The following is a 20,407-nucleotide window of genomic DNA, read 5'->3' on the forward strand; positions in this document are numbered from 1 at the left end:
TGCAGTCCTGTACCTTTTAGTGTGTGTTCAAAAGTCTGTTTTTCGACTCTTTAAACAACTTTGATCAGCGGCGCAAGCCAACAGTAACGATCTCGCATGAATCTGTCTGTATGTTCCATTCCTTGGTGGCAAATGATAATGTTGATGCCTCTTCTATGCTGTTGAGATGAAGTATTTCGCCCTCTTCCTCCAAGATGTTGCTTTTGTATGCCGTTTCGAATGGCTGCGGATTCGCTTGTGATGTTGCAAGCTTCAACGTGGCAGAGTCGGTGGTCATATTGAACCAGCGTAGCATCACATCACCGGAATCCTCATTTACCTTGAGTGAAGAAAACGCCAATCCTTCCCCTTGCCATGCAAACGGTGTGTTGTTAGGTGTCAGATAACCTGGGTGTACTTCGGTTTGTGCCAGCGTCCAAGGAACCTGGAACTGATACGCCTCAATATATGCACCTGATGCTGCACCATTTCCATCATGCGGAATGATCCCGATCTGAAATGTATGTTCACCAAGGCATTGTGCTTCCGGTGTCGGGAACAAACCCCAGTCTCCGAGTTCGCCCACAGCACGAAGCAGCGTTACGGCGATGGTGTTACGTCCATCTTGAAGGACTTCATATTCATTCAGACCCAGATTGGCTACGACCAATCCCGCCTCTTTTTCACTCACATCCACAAAATTCTGTTGATGCTGTGTATTGCTTGGATTTTGCCACTCCGGTGCAGGCTTGTTATCACGCGTTGCAATTTCGAACATGGAATCCACATGATGAACAGCAGATACAAGATCCGTTGGGAAAAGAGCACGCACCCGATGATCCTTCGCCTGATTGTTGAAGGTTGTTTCCATTTGTACTCCTTTTCCATTACGACTCAGTGATATCACTGTACGAATCTGGAGCGGAATCATTTTAGTTGAACGCTGGGCTTTACGGTATGGATAATAAATCAGCTCCCGTTGTTCCTGATCCAGCATCTCATCCGCTGACTCCGGTATTTCCCAATGATGAATCACTTCAAACGAGGCCAAGTATGATGTATCCTCAAGGACCCGAATCTCGGCCTGAAGCTCGTGTGTTGTTCGCGCCACTTCATTCTCTGGTTGCTTGAACATGTATTCATTACCGATATCGCCCACATTTTCGTACACGCCAAGGTCCTTGTAAGTCCGGCCTGTTCGTTTGTCTGTGAGTGTGAATGAACCGTTGTCTGCAATCGTGACGATCATATGTTGATTTTCCATACCACGTTCACCACGCAACAAGGTATTTATTTTCGATGGAGAGCCACTCTTTGAATGATCCACAAAGTTGACCAATGCATAGGTTTTCAGGCCAAATGCAGCTACATTTTCTGTTTCAAAACGAATACGAACGCGCCGACAGCTATACGGCTGACGGAAGCGATCATCCGGCAGATCATAGCCGAATTGCAGACCCAGATCCTCCACCGTACATGGAATGTGATTACCATCTTCATCTACCAGTATGCGATCTGACAGGTCAACGGCTTTCATCTGTGCCGCCATTTCCTCCAATGTATGTCCATCCCGGAAATACAACCGAGTCGCGTCCAGTTCCATCTGAACTACACCGCTGCGTTCCCACCCCGTTGTATTAAACACTACAACAGGCCGGGCATTTTCGCCGTAACGCTCAAATATGGAGGTATCGACAGCTGTAGCAATCTGGCTGGTGCTCTCTTCAATTAAAGCCTCTGCTACATGACGGCTCTTATCAAACCGTGTCACCATCTCGCGGTGCACCTCATCCACACTGCATCCACAGATGCTGTCATGCGGGTGATTTTGCATCAGCGTTTTCCAGGCATACGTCAGTTGGTCATGTGGATAGGCATGTCCAAGCAGATAGGCGTAGGATGCCAGGGGTTCAGCCACTTTTTCCAGCATAGTCTGGCCCAGCTGGTTCATCTGTTTCAGATACACACGAGCAGAGGCGGTGTTCACCAGAGTTCCCCAGCCATCGGTACGCTGGCTGCGCAGTTCTCCTTTGACCGTGGACAGTTCATGTTCAGACGATGCTCTCAAAGCTTCCAGATAATCCGGAAAGTTTGAGTGAATGAACTCGATATCGGGATGTAATTGTTCAGCCATGCGAATCGCTTCTGGCAGATCTCGCTGAATCGGCTGGTGATCACATCCGTTCATGTACAACAACTCATTGGTCGATGCATATTTCTCGGCATCTGCAAGCTTGGTTTCCCAGAACTTGCGGGCCGATTCCTCGTCTACTGGAACTTCATTTCCGTTGGAGTACCAGTTGGCAAACAATACGCCGAGCACTTTTGATCCGTCTGGTCCTTCCCACATCAGCTCCGAGAAGCTTGATTCATATCCGGCATCCGATACCGTATTGTTAAATCCCGTCGGCTTCACACCACGTCCAAAAAACACATTATCAATGCCTGATTGCTGCATCAGCTGTGGAGTCTGCCCGACCAATCCGAATGTATCGGGAAAGTAACCAATTTTCGAAGGGGTGCCGTAACGTTTGGCGTCCTTATGTCCAACCTGCATGTTGCGCACATTGGCTTCTCCGCTCGTCAGAAACGCATCCTGCAAAATGTACCATGGTCCAATCACAATCCGCCCATTGCGAATATGCTTCTCCAGTCGTTCCTTCTGCTCCGGGCGAACCTGAAGATAGTCATCGATGATAATCGTTTGTCCATCCAAATAAAAGCTTTTATAGTCCGATCCCTCATCAAGCTGATCCAACAGTGAATCGACGAGCTGAATAAGACGCATATGATGCTTCTCATACGGCAAGTACCATTCCCGATCCCAGTGGGTATGCGAAATAATATGTGCTCTCTTTTTCTTGGTCATCGTGTTATCCCACCTCTTTCATCTTGTTGTACAATCTCAACCTCATCAGGGCGATACATCGTAGTCAGCTTTCCGGAAGCATCCGTGGCAAACAGCACCGAACGATTTTTTTCCAGTTGGAACGCATACGATACACCTGTACGTTGATCTCTCACATGAACTTCATGGTTAAAGGCAAACTCCGATACAAATACATACAGATTTCCTTTTGGAAAACTCAGCTTCCGGCCATAGATCCCTGCGATATCTCCGCCAGATATCCATTCTAACTCCTGTTCAATGCCCGAAATTTCAGTCGCATAACGATACAATTCAGCAAGTGGCTCGTCCCGTCCATTTAACTCGAGCGGAAGTGGAGTCCAGATTAATTTCCCTTTACCCAAAGGCAGAACGTGTACTTCATCTGCTGTACCATTATCTCCATGAAGCAACGTCTCCTTTGCCACCTCGGCGATACGACGCCGTCCGTAGGTCACCCGGTGATTCACGCCGTTAATATTCAGCAGTTCTTCCCGCTGTACGTTACCCAGACTGCGTTTACCTACGATATGATCGGCCCGGTCAGTTGCCTTCCAGTATGCGTCCAGTCCCAGCGGCCCTGTAATGAGCAGGCTCGTGCCTTCCTTCTCCGCAAACGTGAGCAATTGTTGAAGTGCATCGCTCTCCATATTGTGCGGACTCGGTACGATAATCAGCTTAGGTGGTTGCTGCTCCAACGCTTCCAGATGATATTCGGATAACGCACGGAACGGAATTTTTAGATCATAAGACATTACGCGAGTAAGCTTTGTTGTGGCATCATAGGCCAAGGCACGGTTGGAGAAGTCATTGGAATAAGGGAACACCACTGCAATATCTTCCAGCTCACGGTCTTCAAAGAGATCACGAATGCCATGCATGAATCGGCCAAAATCATAAGACACATCCGCCTCGGGTTTCTCCGTACCATCTGCACGAAGGGCCCCAATATGGGACTCATTGGCATTATCCATATAGAAGTTGGTGTTCCAGATCCATTGCACGGCGCCAGCGCCGCCTGTCGAGAAAGCATAGGCGTACTTTCGTTCGAGAATACCACGAAGCTCCTCTTCCGTACGTTTAGCTCGCCCATCGGGGGTTTCCACATACATGATGCCCGTCTCCTGAATGAGATTCGGTTTGTATGGCGTTTTGGCGAAAATGCCATCCCAGATCAGATCATCGTTCAACCACCAGGAATGCACGGTTGTATAATCCACTTCACGTTCATAGAAGAACGGAGAAGGACGCTGTGCACCAAGGGCTTCGTCCTGTCCCACGGTAACCAGATGATCGGGAACCAGGTCTTTGATCGTACCTACAAGCTTTCTAGCCCAACCATTGTGCATCTCCATGGAGAAGAGACAGTAATCGAGCCAGCGTGTTCCCTTTTTGGCCTTGTGCATGTCCTGTACATCAAAATTAATCTCTTCCGCCTCCGGGATCACTGCGGCTGCAAAGTTGGGGAGCTGCTTCGGCGACATGTTCCATGCCTCCTGCAACGCTTCAATCGTCTCATGACGCTGCTGAAGCCAAGCGATATAAGCCTGCTGTTCATACGAATCCCTCGCCGAGCGTGGGCCAGCTGAGAAGATACGTACTGGATCGAACATCGATGGCTCATTAATTAGATCCCAGTCCACATGTGTTGTATGCGTGTGACGACTGACGATGCTGCGGATGAAACGTTTCTGTGCTTCGACACTCTGCGGGTCCAAATACGGATTCGTGCCTTCCCATGTCTCTGGTGTAAAGGAGAAGAAAGTGAACGTGACCTGTAAGCCGTGGCGTTTCGCCGTTAAAATAAATGCATCAATGGCACGAAGCACATCCTCTGCCATATGTCCGTCCACCTGCATCATGTTGCGATAGGCGGTCCAGATTCCTGTCCGAATCCAGTTGATGCCGGCTTTTGCCATCTGGGCCATGTCTCGATCCCAAACATCCGCATTCGGCAGAAACAGAAATTTCCGTGCCACATCGGAGGTCATGTAGGTCATGCCCACAACAGGGAGAGGGCGTCCGTCTTTTACAAAATAATCCCTGCTGCGGGTAATCACTTCCCCTTCTGCCAGCAGTGCAGCATCCTGTCCCCAGAAGCCTTGACGCAAGGTCCGAACTTCACCGTCAGGAGCCTGCGCGTGGCATACGATCCGATACAGCCCACTTTCAATGGATACCGGGAGAAGTATACGTTCGAAACGCTGCTCACCGGAAAGTTCCATCTCCAGTCGATGGCTCCATACCTTCTCCGTCGTGCCACTTGTGCGATCTTCATGCTCGACTGTTATGTCGAATGCCCACAGCTCGGACTCGGTAAGTCTGTTCCCTGCTCGCTGTAAAATCTGGCCTTGAAGTGTGAGTATAGCCCGCTCATCTGGCTCATACGAAGCATAATTCGTTTTGAGGGATAACTCGGTTACACCTTGCGCACAGAATTGCGCCCATTTCACAATCTCGGCAGCGCCATCCTGCGTCCAGAATGAGGTGGTCAGCGGCAGATGTACAAACATCCAGCGTGAACCTACGAAAGTCCCGCGCGAGTTTTCCCACAGAACGATCGGAGCGGCGACACTGCGCCCGTCTTTACTCATGCCACGAAGCAATGGATAAATCTGCGTACTCATCGGTCCTGATGACCCCATCTGGTGGGGCAGATCACTTGTTTTGGTTGTATGTGGAACCAAATTCCATGTATCTGCCTTCTCGAACAGCCCCTCTTTCCCAGTGAGAAGCGGGATCTGTTCGGATGAAGTGTACGATTGCACATTGGCAGAAGATACGTTCAGTGCCTCATGAATATAGAGTTCCTGATGATACGCGGTCTGCTCGGACTCTACAACCCATGCCCCATTTTCATATCGAACCGGACGTTTGAAGGGTGCGCCCCCCACACTGATCAGGCTTCCGCCCTGATGCAAGTAAGCGGCAATCTCCGTCCAGGCGAACTTGGGAAAATAGGGTGCATGCAGATTGACCAGACATCCTTCACCTGCTGTGGTCTTCAAAGCCTCTGCGAGTTCTTCGGCGTTTACAACGGTGATCTCTTCAACTGCTTTCCATGTATTCAGAGCCTCATGAGTTGGAGAAGCACCTTCCATCGGAAACGCAGGATCAGCGAAGATAATCAGCTTTTTATCATTAGGTTGGATACTCATAACAGGCCATCCTTCATCGATCTGTAGACCAACTGGGAGAACAGGCTGTTGGACCATGCAAACCATTTTCGTGTAAAAATCGTTGGATCATCGGCGTGGAAGCCTTCATGCATATAACCTGTATCTGCATCCGTTGCTTCGAGCATGCGAATAATCTCCAGTTTCTCCTCGGCAGACTGCGCAGTCAGTCCTTGCATGGACAATCCCATATGCCAGATGTAATCGGGCGGTGTGTGTGGGCTACCAATTCCTTTGGCAACCTTGCCTTCATAATAAAATGGGTTCTCTTTGCTCAGAGCGAAGCGGCGGGTATTCTGGTAGATCGGATCATCTGCTGTGACGTAACCCAGATATGGAATGGACATGAGTCCCGGTGTACCCGCATCGTCCATGAGACAGTGGTTGCCATAACCGTCCGTCTCGTACGCATAGATCGGTCCAAATTCCGGATGACGATAAATACCATACAACTGAATGCCGTGATCCACGTCCTGCTCCAGATCCTTCAATTCCTGCAAAAGTTCCATATCCCGGAACACCCACTCGGCAAACTCCTGCATTTGGCGCAGAGCGACAACCGCGAACATGTTGCCAGGGATATTGTAGTGGAAATCACACGCATCATCACTGGAACGGAAACCGGACCAGATCATCCCCGTGTAGTTGACTGGCATACCTTTTCCGTGATTGCGCAGGGAATCTGTTGGGATGCCGTTATTACGAGTGAAGCGATATGGAGATTGTTCCATGTGATGCTGTTCGACTTTGAACAGGTCCACAATTTTACGCATCGCTGCTTTGAAGCTTGAATCAAAAATGTCGGTCAGCTCGGTTTCCTTCCAATATAAATACGCCAAACGTACAACAAAACATAATGAGTCAATCTCGAATTTGCGTTCCCACACCCAAGGTGACATCTCGGTCTCGTCCGTCGTGTTCCAATGCCAGTCGTTAGCAGTCTCATTGAAGGCATTGGCATATGGATCGATGTGAACATATTGGATATGACGTTTGATCAGCCCGCCAATAATGCGTTGCAGGTCCTCGTCTTCTTTTGCAAACGGAATGTAATGTACCACCTGCTCCACGGAATCACGCAGCCAGGAAGCCGGAATATCTCCTGTGATAACAAAAGTCGTACCGTCCTCCATCAACTTAGTTGTTGTTTCTATAGTGTTGGGGAAGCAGTTTTTGAATAATTGAAGTAGTTTTGGTCGGTGTGCCAGTTTCTGTTCTGCTTCTTCGAGCACGGCCTGAATGGATTGTGGCAAAGCAACAGGTGGCATGGGTATTTTGGGTAATCTGAACTGTTCCATGGATGAGTGCAACTCCTTAAACAAATTGAATGGTGTAGCTATACAGGATCAAGCTGAGAACATTCACACTAGACCACTACGATGACAGAATAACCTTCCGATCGCTGTTATCCCCAGATTTTTTTTGTTTCCCTTTTCTAAAGGGTAAAATCTGGGGATAAAGGCGAACGCTTCGCTTCTTCTGGTTATTTCTGTCCTCTCCGTTAACGTGTGAATAAAGAGCTTGACATGTATAGCTCAAAAATATTTCAAAAAGGTTTACCGCAGTAGCACGGTTTGTATTTCGTAAGGTTTAAAGGATAGTGTAATCTGGCCATTGGTATGGGCCAGTGGTTTGATCGGTTCTTCCAGTGCGTTGGAGTGATACGCCTGTTCAAAGGCATGTGGCCATTGCAATGTGATGTTGTCGCGTTTGCCTGATGATTCATAGAAACGAAGGACTGTTCCCTGCCCATCCTCTGCCAATTTGACGGTATCTAGAATCACGTGGCTACTGTTGAAGTTAATCCAGGAGCCTGTTGCCGGGCGTACAGGTGCCGCATTAGCAGTTGTATCTGCAGTTGGATTGTTGCCAGCTCCTGCGCCCTGGTGTACCTGCTCTATCTGTTGCTCTTGTTGTAAGTGACCCTTTTGTTGCACTTGTTTCACTTGCTGTACTGTCACCTCATGATTCAGCTCGGCAGCCTGACGTACGGTGTGTGCAGTTCTCCAGTCACCGTCGTGTGGGTAGAGGGAATAGGTGAATTCATGTTCTCCCAGATCGGCTGTGCGATCCGGCCATTTTGGTGCTCGCAGCAAGGACAAACGAATGGTGCTTCCCTGCACGTCGTACCCGTACTTGCAGTCATTGAGGAGGCTCACGCCGTATCCATATTCGGATACATCTGCAAAGCGATGTCCACAGACTTCATACTGCGCTTGTTCCCAGCTTGTGTTGCGATGTGTTGGGCGTTCCAGTGAGCCAAATGGAATTTCAAATGTTGCCTTGGAGGTCACCACATCAATCGGGAAACCAACTTTCAGAAGTTTGTGATTTTCGTTCCAGTTCACCTGTGTCTGGAAGTCGATACGTCGTGAATCATGATAAAAGACGATATCTTGTGTGATTTCCGATTGATGTAGCTTCCAATGGAAACGCAGGACATCTTTCGTTGAACCCGCAAGCACCAGCTTTTTCTCCAACAGTTCCACTTCGCCAGCAATCTGTTCCTCATAACGACTGTCGATATCCCATGCATCCCAGAGCGTTGGACGATCGTGGAAGAAGTGAAGTTGATTGCCTCGTTCACCCGGCTTCAGCATCTCACGCTCTGCGGTTTTATCCCACAGACGGGTGATCTCCCCACGTTCGTTGAACTGCACATGATAAAAGGCAGTATCCCATGTATCATTAAAGGTTGTTTGTGCGGCAAGGGTGGTCATTTCCCGTACATTCGTTTCCCTTGTATTTTCCGGTACAAGCCAAATCGTCTTATATCCAAACGCCGGAATGTCTGTCACGAGAATAGACATGCTGCCATCCTCCCAATCCATCCGCAGCCGTTGGCCTTCTTCATCGATGCCGTAGCGATCCAAGCCCTCCTGCACAGGAAGTTGAACGACTGCACTCCGTTTCCAGCCCAAGCTGTTGAATACAACATAGGCTACTGAACCTTCTGGTCCCTCTGTATTGATACCCGTTGTCAATGCTGCAATGCCTTGATCCAGTCCGGTTCTGCCTAATTTAAATACCTGTACATATTCCTCATTCGAAGTGACGTAGGACTCCGTAATCGCCGATCCCGGTATAATATCGTGGAATTGATTCAGCAAAATTAATTTCCAGCCTTCATGCAGATTCGAACGCACTTCAGCTTCTGCATCTGCCTCCATATCTGGCAGAGCGAGTGTATTCCACAGCTCAGCTTCTCGATACAGAACCTCCGCTTTCCGGTTGTTACGCTTATTGCGCGCATGGGTCGTATAGGTTCCCCGATGTAACTCCAGATACAGATCGCCATGCCACTTCGGAAGTACAGGTTGCTCCTTTTCAATTCCGTCAAAGAAAGCTCCAGCTGTGCTATATCGGCTCGCAGGCTGACCTACCATCAGGTCTGCGCGATCCACATACTCCAGCATCTCGCGTGTTACACCACCGCCGCCATCACCGTGTCCGTATAGAAGCATATGCTCCGGATGAGTTGCTTTCTCACGGTAGGACTGCCAGTGATCATGAATGTCCTTCGGCAGGGTGTGTTCGTTAACCCCATGATTGAGGTAGGACAGGATCGGTGTGCCGTCAATACCCACCCAATGGAAGAGATCGTATGGAAACACATTTGTGTCATTCCATCCGAGCTTTGTTGTCATGAAATACTCCACATTGCCATGCTTCAAAATCTGCGGCAGGGAGGCACAGTAACCAAACGTATCCGGCAACCATTCAATCTGTGATGTCTTGCCAAACTCCTCCATATAGAAACGCTGACCATATAACATCTGGCGAATCAGGGACTCCCCGCTCGGGATGTTCAGATCCGGCTCAACCCACATGCCGCCAACCAGTTCCCACCGGCCTTCTACAATCCGCTGCTTCACCCGTGCGTACAGCTCGGGATCATGCTCCTTCAGAAACGCATATAATAAGGGTTGGCTCTGGGAATAAACATAGTCCGGATATTCATTCATGAGTGCATCCACGGTGGAGAAAGTACGGCTCGTTTTGCGTACCGTCTCACGTACAGGCCACAGCCAGGCAATATCAATATGGGACTGTCCCACCATATGCTCCAGACCTTCCGCGTTTCCGCCAATCTCACGCACATGATGCTTCAGATTATTCTCAATCTGACGAATACCCTCTCCCTGCTCAATCTCTTCTGCTGACATGCCTACAAATTGATCCATCGCACGATACACCAGTTCTAACAGGCGAACCCGCCGAAAGTCACTTTCCGGTAGCAACACAGCCGAATCACGCACAATAATGACGGTATACATCAGACTACGAACCGCTTCATTGGGTCTCACCAGCAAGCTCGTAATTGATGTGATTGGCGGCTGAATAACCGCCTGTTGATTCAACGGGTCTACAGGTTCAGGTACCGGATCAAACATCTCGATCTCCAGTTCTGGAGCGTTTCCGACTTTGGATGGATCAAGCGTGACGTAGGTATGATTGCGGTCAAGGCCCTGATAAGAGTGCCCATTTACCCGAAGCAAGCCTTCTCCGCCTGTCTCAAATACAAGCCCATAAGGTGTTTGCTGCCATGTAGCAGGAATCTCCAAACGTGTTCTGAAAAAATAAGTCGTTCCCTGTTTGCTCGGAAAACGCTCAAAATCTTGCCCTTCGGGGTACTCACCCTGATCCTCATACTGTCCTGGCACATGATAATAAGCGCGGGTAATATCCCAGTTGCGCAGCTGTAATTGCTCCAGCCACTGATGTTCGGACAACTCGCGAATAAATCGTCTGATACGTTCCAACGTCTTACGCCTCCCTTACGGTCAGTTCGGCTATTTGCGTATCGTTTACGCTGCTGCCGATATGAATATGGAATTGTCCCGGTTCAACGACAGGCTTCAAATCACGACAAATATACTGCAGCTGCTCGGCCCCGATGTGGAATTCCACGGTCTGTGTCTCTCCCGGCTCCAGGTTCACTTTTGCAAACCCCTTCAGTTCCTTGGCCGGACGAGTTAGTGAGCTGACCACGTCAGAGATGTACATCTGTACAACTTCTGCACCTGTATAACGGCCGGTGTTGGTCACGTTCACCGATACCGTAACTGAATCATCAGTTGTCATAGATGCAGCACTCAGCTGCGGTTCACTGTACTCATATGTGGTATAGCTAAGTCCGTATCCAAATGCATAACGTGGCTCCAGATCCTCTTCGAGGTAACGTTTGCCTCGGGAACGTTTGCCGTTATAATAGATCGGTAATTGGCCGACATGCTTCGGAAGGGAGATCGTCAATTTGCCTGACGGATTCACATCACCGAATAAAATATCTGCAATGGCACGACCGCCCTCTTGACCCGGATACCACGCCTCCAGAATTGCATCGGCATGTTCATCCACCCAAGGTTCAGTGATGGGACGACCATTAATGTAAACAACGACAAGCTTCTTGCCGAGCTTGTGAATCTCCTGAATAAGTTCCAACTGTACTCCGGCAAGACCCAACGTCATCCGGTCGATCCCTTCGCCACACTCCATATCATTCCAGGAGTTATCCGACACATTGGAAGCCCCCGTCTTCAGATCAATTGTTCCTTCTCCAAAGTCACGTGCACTGGAGCCGCCAACCACCATAATGACCGTATCCGCTTGACTGGCAACTTCGATCGCACGCTCGAATCCTTCTTTCGAATCACCTTTGATCCGGCAGCCTGGTGCATAAAGAACCTGATCTGTACTGCTGTCACCAGTCAAAGCACCAACAGAACTCTTCTCCGTTTGCCCATCCACATGATTAGCCAGCTTAATGCGAATCCCATCCAGTACCGTCGCCACTTTCGACTTCGGTTGCGGAGATGTGTAATCACCCAGTTGATTGTAGGCCTGATCCGCATTTGGGCCGATCACGGCAATCCGGCCCACATTTGCTAACGAGAGAGGTAACGTGTCAGCCTCATTTTTGAGAAGTACAACCCCTTCCGCAGCCAACTGGCGTGCCAGTTGAATATGCGCTTCACTTCCAATTACTTCTGCTGCCCGATCGGCATCCACATAAGGCTGTTCGAATAAGCCCAGTCTGAACTTCAACGCCAGCACGCGAGAGGTAGCCTGATCCAGAACCTGCATATCAAGCTTGCCTTCTGCCACCGCCTGCACCAGATATTGCCCAAACATCTCACCGGACATTTCCATATCGATGCCTGCCTCAATCGCCTGTACGGAAGCTTCCATTCCATCTGCCGCGACATCATGCCCACTTTCCAGCATGTTGATCGCACCACAATCCGTAATGACCAGACCGTCAAAGCCCCAATCCTTACGCAAAACATCTTCCAGCAATTCCGTATTCACGGTGCAAGGCGTGCCATCAATTTCGTTATATGCTGGCATGATCGACGCAGCGCCCGCTTCCACCGCTTTGCGGAATGGATATAGATCCACTTCCAGTAGCTCGCGCCAGCCCATATGTACAGGCCCTGCATTACGTCCGCCTTCTGAGCTGCCATAACCAACAAAATGTTTCAGCGTTGCCGCTACTGTATCTCCACGGTCAAGACTTTCACCCTGAAGCCCTTCTACGGAAGCAACTGCCAGCTCTCCAATGAGAAACGGATCTTCACCGAAACATTCCTCCGTACGTCCCCAGCGCGGATCACGCACAACATCCAGTACCGGAGAATAGGTGACCGCACCACCTTGAGCACGTGTCTCCCGTGCTACTGCCCGGCACATCTCCCGATACAGATCCACATTCCAGGTGCTCCCCAGTAAAAGAGGGACAGGATAGACCGTTCCGTCAATAGCCATATGACCATGCGAGCACTCTTCCCCGATCAGAATGGGAATCCCCAGTCTGGAATGTTCTATTGCATAACGTTGAATCAGATTGACCGCCTCAGCGCCTTCTCTGGCGGATAGTCCATTTTCCAGCGTAACGCCCGTCCACGGATCTGCGCGAAGTGCACCATAGAGGGAGCCGACGCCCCCATTTTCCACTTGCTGTTTAAAGGATTCGTTTAACGTGATGTTCCCTTGATCATTCGTATAGGTCTGCCAGCCAAATGGCTGCGTAAGTTGACCTACCTTTTCTTCCGTAGTCATCAGGCTAAGCAGGTGTTGTACCCGTTCCTCTACGGATTTGCTTTGGTCCTTATAAGTCATCAATCTGCATCTCTCCAATCCTATAACGTGATCCGGTTATTCTTTGACCGCGCCTACCGTCAGACCCTGTACGAAATAACGCTGGAAGAACGGATAAGCGAATATAATCGGTAACGTAGCAAGCACAACCATCGCCATTCGGGACGTATCCTGCGGAATGGACTGCATGGCTGCCAGACTCATCGAACTGTTAGCAGAGTTCTGCTGGATAAATTGAATACTCGACTCAATCCGCATTAACATAGATTGCAGTGGTACCAGATTCGGATTATCGATGTATAACAGCGCATTGAACCAATCATTCCAGTAACCGAGTGTACTGAACAACCCGATGGTTGCCAGTCCCGGCAAGGAGAGTGGAACCACGATTTTCATAAAGGTATAGAACTCACCGGCGCCATCAATCTTCGCCGATTCAATGACTGCATCCGGTACACTGGTGGAGTAGAATGTACGCAGGATCATAATATAGAAGGCATTCATCGCCAGCGGCAGAATAAGTGCCCATAACGTATCTTTCAACCCGAGCAGCTGGGATACGACCATATAGGTTGGAATCATCCCGCCGTTGAACAGCATGGTAAGAATTGCAAAGATGGAGAAAAATCTCCGATATCTGAAGCTCTTGCGGGAAACCGCATACGCATACAGCGACATGAGAATCAGACTGATGATGGTACCAAGTACCGTTACCAGGATGGTAACTCCATACGCCCGCAGTAGCGTGTCCCCACTCTGCCAGACAAACTGATATGCCGCGAGACTCCATTCTGCCGGAATCAGACGATACCCATCACGGGCCAGTGCTTTCTCGTCTGTAAACGAGATGATGACTACAAATATAAAAGGAAATACACAGATCAGAGCGAATAGACCTGCGATGATGTTCATGATCACGTTCCAGCCGTTGGATACGTGGTGGAAGTCGCGTTTTTTAACAAGCCCTGCTTGAGCCATAGTGGTTCACTCCTTTCCCTGTCCTAGAATAGGCTGCTGTCTTTATCTACTTTGCGAACAACATAGTTGGAGATAATAACAAGCACAAAGCCCACCACGGATTGATACAATCCCGCTGCTGTACTCATGCCGATCTCACCACTAGTTTTCAAACCTCGATATACATACGTATCAATAACATTGGTCACGGAATAAAGCGTACCCGAATCCCTTGGCACCTGATAAAAGAGTCCAAAGTCGGCATAGAAAATGCGGCCTACGGCCAGCAAGGTCATAATCGTGATGATGGGCGACAGCAACGGAATCGTAATATTGCGAATCTGCTGCCATTTGCTTGCTCCATCAATCATGGCTGCTTCATACAGTGATTTATCAATCCCCAGTATGGAAGCCAGATAGACAACGCTGCTATAACCTATGGTTTTCCATAACGCTACGAATACCAGAATATACGGCCAATATTTCGCCTCGGAGTACCACTGAATTGGTTCCATCCCAAACCAGCCGATAATCTGATTCAACATCCCGCGGTCCATGCTCAAGAAGCTGAATGCGAAGTAACCAACAATAACCCATGAGAGAAAATACGGCAGAAACATGCCGGTTTGATACAGTTTGGCGAGTCGTTTATTGACTAGTTCCGAAAGCAGGATTGCCAATGCCACAGCAAACACCAGTCCCAGGAAGATAATGGCGATGTTATAAAAGAGGGTGTTGCGTGTAATGAGCCATGCGTCACTTGTGCTGAACAGGAATTTGAAATTGTCCCAGCCAACCCATTCACTCTTCATCAGACTTGCCCAGAACCCTTCACGGCTGAATCGATATTCTTTGAAAGCAGCCACTGTACCCACGAGTGGCAAGTAGGAGAAGAAGAAGAACCAGATGGCGCCTGGTAGCACCATGAGCAACATGACTCGGTTTCTAATCAGGTTTTTCAAAAATGTAGTCATTGTGGAGATCCTCCTTCAGGCTTGAATGAAAAAGGACCGGACGCGATAAGCAGCCGCCCGATCCTTACGATGTACTGTTACTTGTTTTCCGCTCTCCAGGCATCCAGCTGGCTTTGGGCTTCAGCCATTACTTTCTCCAGTCCGGCTTGATTGAACTTCTCAATCACTTGATCCAGATTGGCTGCCGGGTCCAGTGTACCTGTCATCAGTGCTGCCCAATATTGCTCTTTCACGTTCTGTACCGCTGTCAGTTCGGACGATACATTGCTTGCATCAAAGTTAAAGCTGAGGATCGGGGAATTGACACCTTCAGCGTTAAACTTCTTGAACTCATCCCATTTGTTATCCGGGTCATTGCTGTTCAGATAGAGCAGCATGTTGTTCCCAAGGGAGTATGAAGGCATATCGTAGTTTTTCGATTCAGGCAGATTTTCCATATGCGTGTCATCCACTTTTTTGTAGTGTGTGCCCTCAATACCGGAGTCCACCATATTACGCAGCACAGGATCTGTATTGAGCAGGTTCAGGAATTCCATCGCTTTCTCCGGATATTCCGAGTTCGCCGAGATGGCCATAATGGAGCCTTGTACAGATGTATTTGTTATAATTGCTTCACTTGCAGGTGTTGAAACGACTTGATAACCGTAACTTGCAGACCATTGATTGTCCGCAAGCGGCTGAGTCTGTGCACGATCCAGGAACCAGTTACCCGATGTTGTCAGGTCGTTCGTGGAACCTGTTGTTGCCGCTTCTGCCGATACATAACCAGCCTTGTAGTATTTGTGCATTGTGGTAAGTGCTTCTTTCATTTCAGGTGTTTCCAGTATGTTTACAAGCTTATAGTCTGTTGTATCCAGCTTGATTGCCATTGGCAGATTCTGAATGACATAGTCATAAGGCACGTAAGGAACATAGTTTTTATCCATGGCAAATGGTGTTACACTCGCCTCGTTTTCCTTAATTGTTTTGAGCAGAGGCTCCAGACTGTCTAACGTACGAACGCCAGAAATGTCCAGCTTGTATTTATCAACCAGCATTTGGTTAAAGCGCCATACCTCTTGTTGTGGTAGCTCTTTGTTGGCTGGAATTCCGTAATTGTGTCCATCTACTTTGGAACCGCTGAGGAACGCAGGATCAATGGTCTTGGTAAGATCCTGACCGTATTCAGCAAGCAGGTCATCCAGTTCAAGAAATGCACCTTTTCTAGCATTTTGTACATAATCGAATCCACCAGAAGAAGTGAACAGAATGTCCATTGGCTCACCGGATGCTACGTTAACCTGCATCTTCTGCGGGTAGTCACCCCAGTCAACCATCTTCATCGTTACCGTGGCATTAATTTTCTCTTTGGTGTACTTGCTCACTTCTTCCATCACTTTATTGACGTCTTTCTGAGGGGTACCGATGGTATACCAAATCAACTCTACCGCATCATCTCCAGCTCCCCCGGATTCTGAAGCATCTTTGCTTCCTCCACAGGCACTAAGAACAAGTGTAACGGCCATTAACAATGCAAGAACGAGTGAGAAGCGTTTTCTTTGTTTACTCATTTCTTTGATCCTCCCTTTTCGTGTTCCCTTAGGCTCTACTTACTAACTGCTTTAACCTTATCGAATGAAAGCATTTACAAAAAGAAGATAAACTTAAGTTTTCGAGGTACAAATTAAAGAGAAATCGTCCTTGGGCCACTATTTTGTACCTATTTAAATAAATCGCTTACATAAAAGAGACATTTCGGGTAACGTATGCCATGATTTTCTACCATGCCATTCCTGTTCCCGATATGTCTCTTGGCTCTCTGTCCGCATGGTTGGATCTACCCGTCACCGAATTAACCAAACACCTTGAAATCAGTCGGTGAAATCCCTACATATTTGCGGAACTGTTTATAGAAATACCCCGTCTCCCAATACCCTACATTTCGGGCGATCTCATGTACCTTCAGATTGGAATTGCGTAGTTGCTCCTTCGCACGTTCAATTCGGTATTTGTTGATGTATTCGGCAAACGTCTCCCCTGTCTCCTTATGGAACAATTGTCCCAAATACACCGGATGCAGATGATAGTGGGCACCCAATAGCTTCAAGGAGAGCTCTTCTGCGTAGTGTTTGTCGATATGCTGAAGCACTTGGTTTACAATTGGATTTTTCAGATCCTGCAATAGGGATTGGATCGTCTGCGACCCAACCTGCTGAAGCGCCCGCACGAGCTCATCAAAAGTGCCACTGTCCAGTACAAGTTGAAGCCCTTGTTGGTATATGGCAGACTCATCCGAGTGTTTGATGCTCTCCAGTTCCATTTTGAAGCGAATCACAACTTCCAGTGCGGTATTCTGTAACTCCCCAGGTGTAAGCCCATTGCGATGCTGTTCAAAATCCATGCGAATCCGGTCAGCAAGTTGTTCAGTATTGCGGGACAGAATGAGTTTGGCATACTCCCTCCATTCAATGAAAAAGGTCGCCGTTGAATTTCCGCACCTTTCCAGCATGGCATGGTCGATGACTTTAAGGTCGGGATAAATCATCACATACTGGAGTGCTTTTTTGGCCTCGGCATAACTGGTCGGCGCATGGTATAACCCTTTCATCAATCTGCCTGCTCCAATGCGTGCCGCCGGATGGGTTACGGTTATCTCATCAGATAATGCCTGCAAGCCATCCATCAACTTCTGTTCCTCGTCACTCGTACCCTGAATATTGGCAATAATGACGATGTCTCCATCGATATCATGAAATACGTTCAGATGGCGTCTGTCTCTAAGCATCTCTTCTACACGTTCAAACATGCCGGGTACTTGTCCTTTGTCACGCAGAATGGCCACAGCAACGTCCGGTGCATCCAGCGAAAGGTTCATGAACTGGGCACGTTCTTCAAATTCAGTAGCTGCAATCTGTCCCGTAAGCCATCGATGAAGAATGTTATCTTTCAGAATCTGGATGCCATACGCATCATTGGCTTGAGGTGATACCATATGATCCAGCTTGGACGCGGTGTTGCTCAGCGTGGATTCCAATTCCTCCACATTAATCGGTTTAAGCAAATAATTTTCGATTCCCAGCTGCATGCCTTCCTTCAGATATTCGAACTCATTGAAACCACTGAGGATAATGACCTTAATCTCAGGTTGTACTCGCCTTGCTTCCCGAATCAGGTCAAGACCATTCATGAGTGGCATGGATATATCCGTAATCAGAATGTCCACAGGCTGAGAAGAGAGCGCCTGTAACGCTGCTTGCCCATTACCTGCATGGCTCACAATTTCCATACCAAATGAAGACCAATCCACAATATCGTATAAACCTTCAATGATGAATGGCTCATCGTCCACAATAAACACCTTGTACATATTACACACCTGTCCCTTCTGTATGTGGATAACGCACCCTGATTCGTGTTCCTTCTCCGAGGGTGCTCTCTATGGTGATACCGAACTCTGGCCCATACAGGAAGCGCAATCGACTATGGACACTGCGCAGCCCGAACATCTGACCAGACTCTTCAGGACGTTCCAGTTCTTCAAGGATTTCCGTCAGGCGTGCCGGATCAATGCCTTTGCCATTATCTTTGACTTCCACTTGCACCACATCATCTGTCTCTTCCACAACAATGGATAATCGGTTATCCGAACGTTCTGTCTGAATGCCGTGTACAACATAATTCTCAATGATAGGTTGCAGCGAAAGTTTGACCACAGGGTGTTGATAATATGCAGCATCGATCTGGATCGTATATATGAAAATATCCTTGTAGCGGATTCGGAATAACTCCAGATACAAACGGCAAGCTTCCATCTCATCCTTCAGCGTATAATTTTTCTTTTGCTGTACCAGGCTCTTGAACAATACGGATAAACTATAGATCATCTCGCCGACATCTCTCGCCCCCTGGGATATCGCCCTCATCCGAATCACTTCAAGCGTATTGTAGAGAAAATGAGGGTTGATGCGCGCCTGTAATGCGACCAGCTCGGTCTCCTTCTGTTTGATCTCGGCCTTGTAGACCCGTTCAATATACAGATTCAGCTCATCCAGCATGTCGTTGAAGCTATGTGAGATCTGCCCCAGTTCATCATCTCGCGGATCGTCGATGCGAGCCGTTAAGTTGCCATATTTCACTTTTTGGGTGAAGCGAATAATTCGACGGGTTCGTTTGGCAAAGTTAATAATGAAAAATGCCGGAACCAGCACGGCAAACAAAATACATACGATACTGATCGAGATGATGGTATTGCGAATCCCCGCATAGGTTTCAGCCATCTCTTCTACCGGAACGGTGCCAATGACCACATAACCCTGATCCGCGGAGACAAACTTGTTCACGTACATGTTCTGCTCCTTTTTCATTGAATCCATATCCGTCTGATCAAACAGGGAATCGGCCACATTCACGTAGGGATACTTCTTCCCGTAATAATGATTGTTGGAGTCAAATAACACTGTCCCTTTCGCCGATAACACCACGATGTCTCCCTTGAGATTACTCTCGTAGTTATCCAGCGCATTACCGATTCCTTCTGAGTCAAAGAAGACAAGAAATTGGCCCAAATTCCGAAGAGTCTGTGTATTGTTAATTGGTACGCGGATGGAGTAGAGCGCAGCGTCCCATTGATTAATCTCTTTGCGAATCCAGTAGTTGGGTGCACTGATATTGGGCGTTTCCATCGCCATCACGTCCGGAATATAGGAATGAGCTACATTGGCGTCCAGCTTGCGGAACTGCTTGTGTTGATTAAAGGTAGACAGATCCTGCTGTTCGGCACTATACAACATGAGTTGATTAATCTGCGAATTGCGATCCATAATATTTTGAAAATGTTTCAATACATCGGCCGAATAGTCATCCTGATTGGCGTAATATCCATTGGTCATGTGCTGCACATATTCAGCGTACGAATGATTCATCAGGTACGTAATGTTAGCGGACAGCGCCTCATTCTGATGCATGTCCCTCACCATGTTTTGTACCGATTCATACTGCTGATGAATGTACCGGTCTACATGTTCCATCGCCGCTTTCTGGATCGCCAGTTCCCGGCGAATCGTGGAGTCGGACACCGACAGGAAGATGATATAAGATAACGTAATGATCGTGACAATCGATATCATCGAGAAAATCAGGAGCATTTTCATAAACATATTATTTTTGAAGAAATTATTGTAAACGCTAACAATTTTCAATTCGCATGTTCCCTCCGATGCTGTTTTCCTGACTTGAATTATACCATCAGGCTTCTGACATTAACTTGTCACCTGCAACTTTTCTTTAGTTTATATCTGTGTTTCTTTAATTTCACCCTATTTAAAAACGCTTTCATCCACTATCGTTAACCATAA

At 48.1% G+C, this 20,407-nt stretch carries 10 protein-coding genes; all 10 read right to left on the reverse strand.

Translation table 11 applies throughout. The annotated features are described in order from the left end of the window. Positions 1-64: 64 nt before the first annotated feature. A complete protein-coding gene (locus tag MHI52_RS25330) occupies positions 65-2,848 on the reverse strand; it encodes an alpha-mannosidase (RefSeq protein ID WP_405157855.1) in 2,784 nt (927 codons plus the stop codon). Further along, entirely contained in the window at positions 2,845-6,024 is a 3,180-nt protein-coding gene (locus tag MHI52_RS25335) for a beta-galactosidase (RefSeq protein ID WP_405157856.1), read from the reverse strand. Before MHI52_RS25335 ends, MHI52_RS25330 begins: the two co-directional genes overlap by 4 nt. Then, positions 6,021-7,340, reverse strand: a complete 1,320-nt coding sequence (locus tag MHI52_RS25340) for a glycoside hydrolase family 125 protein (RefSeq protein ID WP_076329001.1) — start codon at positions 7,338-7,340, stop codon at positions 6,021-6,023. The genes MHI52_RS25335 and MHI52_RS25340 overlap by 4 nt, the downstream gene beginning before the upstream one ends. A gap of 258 nt (positions 7,341-7,598) precedes the next feature. Next, positions 7,599-10,805: an alpha-mannosidase gene (locus MHI52_RS25345; protein WP_405157857.1), complete on the reverse strand. Its 3,207-nt coding sequence runs from the start codon at positions 10,803-10,805 to the stop codon at positions 7,599-7,601. A 4-nt stretch (positions 10,806-10,809) separates the two neighbouring features. Then, complete coding sequence (locus MHI52_RS25350) at positions 10,810-13,164, reverse strand: glycoside hydrolase family 3 N-terminal domain-containing protein (RefSeq protein ID WP_405159424.1); 2,355 nt, start codon at positions 13,162-13,164, stop codon at positions 10,810-10,812. A 36-nt stretch (positions 13,165-13,200) separates the two neighbouring features. Further along, positions 13,201-14,121 carry a carbohydrate ABC transporter permease gene (locus tag MHI52_RS25355; RefSeq protein WP_036605781.1) on the reverse strand — a complete coding sequence of 307 codons (921 nt, stop codon included), beginning with the start codon at positions 14,119-14,121 and terminating at the stop codon, positions 13,201-13,203. A gap of 23 nt (positions 14,122-14,144) precedes the next feature. After that, positions 14,145-15,074 carry a sugar ABC transporter permease gene (locus tag MHI52_RS25360; protein WP_036605780.1) on the reverse strand — a complete coding sequence of 310 codons (930 nt, stop codon included), beginning with the start codon at positions 15,072-15,074 and terminating at the stop codon, positions 14,145-14,147. 77 nt (positions 15,075-15,151) lie between these two features. After that, the gene (locus tag MHI52_RS25365; RefSeq protein ID WP_036605779.1) at positions 15,152-16,624 is read right to left on the reverse strand and encodes an ABC transporter substrate-binding protein; all 1,473 of its coding nucleotides are present in this window, start codon (positions 16,622-16,624) and stop codon (positions 15,152-15,154) included. 281 nt (positions 16,625-16,905) lie between these two features. After that, positions 16,906-18,420, reverse strand: a complete 1,515-nt coding sequence (locus MHI52_RS25370; protein WP_405157858.1) for a response regulator — start codon at positions 18,418-18,420, stop codon at positions 16,906-16,908. 1 nt (position 18,421) lies between these two features. Then, positions 18,422-20,251, reverse strand: coding sequence for a sensor histidine kinase (locus MHI52_RS25375; protein WP_405157859.1), 1,830 nt, complete (start codon positions 20,249-20,251; stop codon positions 18,422-18,424). Between the last annotated feature and the right edge of the window lie 156 nt (positions 20,252-20,407).

This window comes from Paenibacillus sp. FSL H8-0283 (assembly GCF_045040675.1).
In the GTDB taxonomy this organism is placed as follows: domain Bacteria; phylum Bacillota; class Bacilli; order Paenibacillales; family Paenibacillaceae; genus Paenibacillus; species Paenibacillus amylolyticus.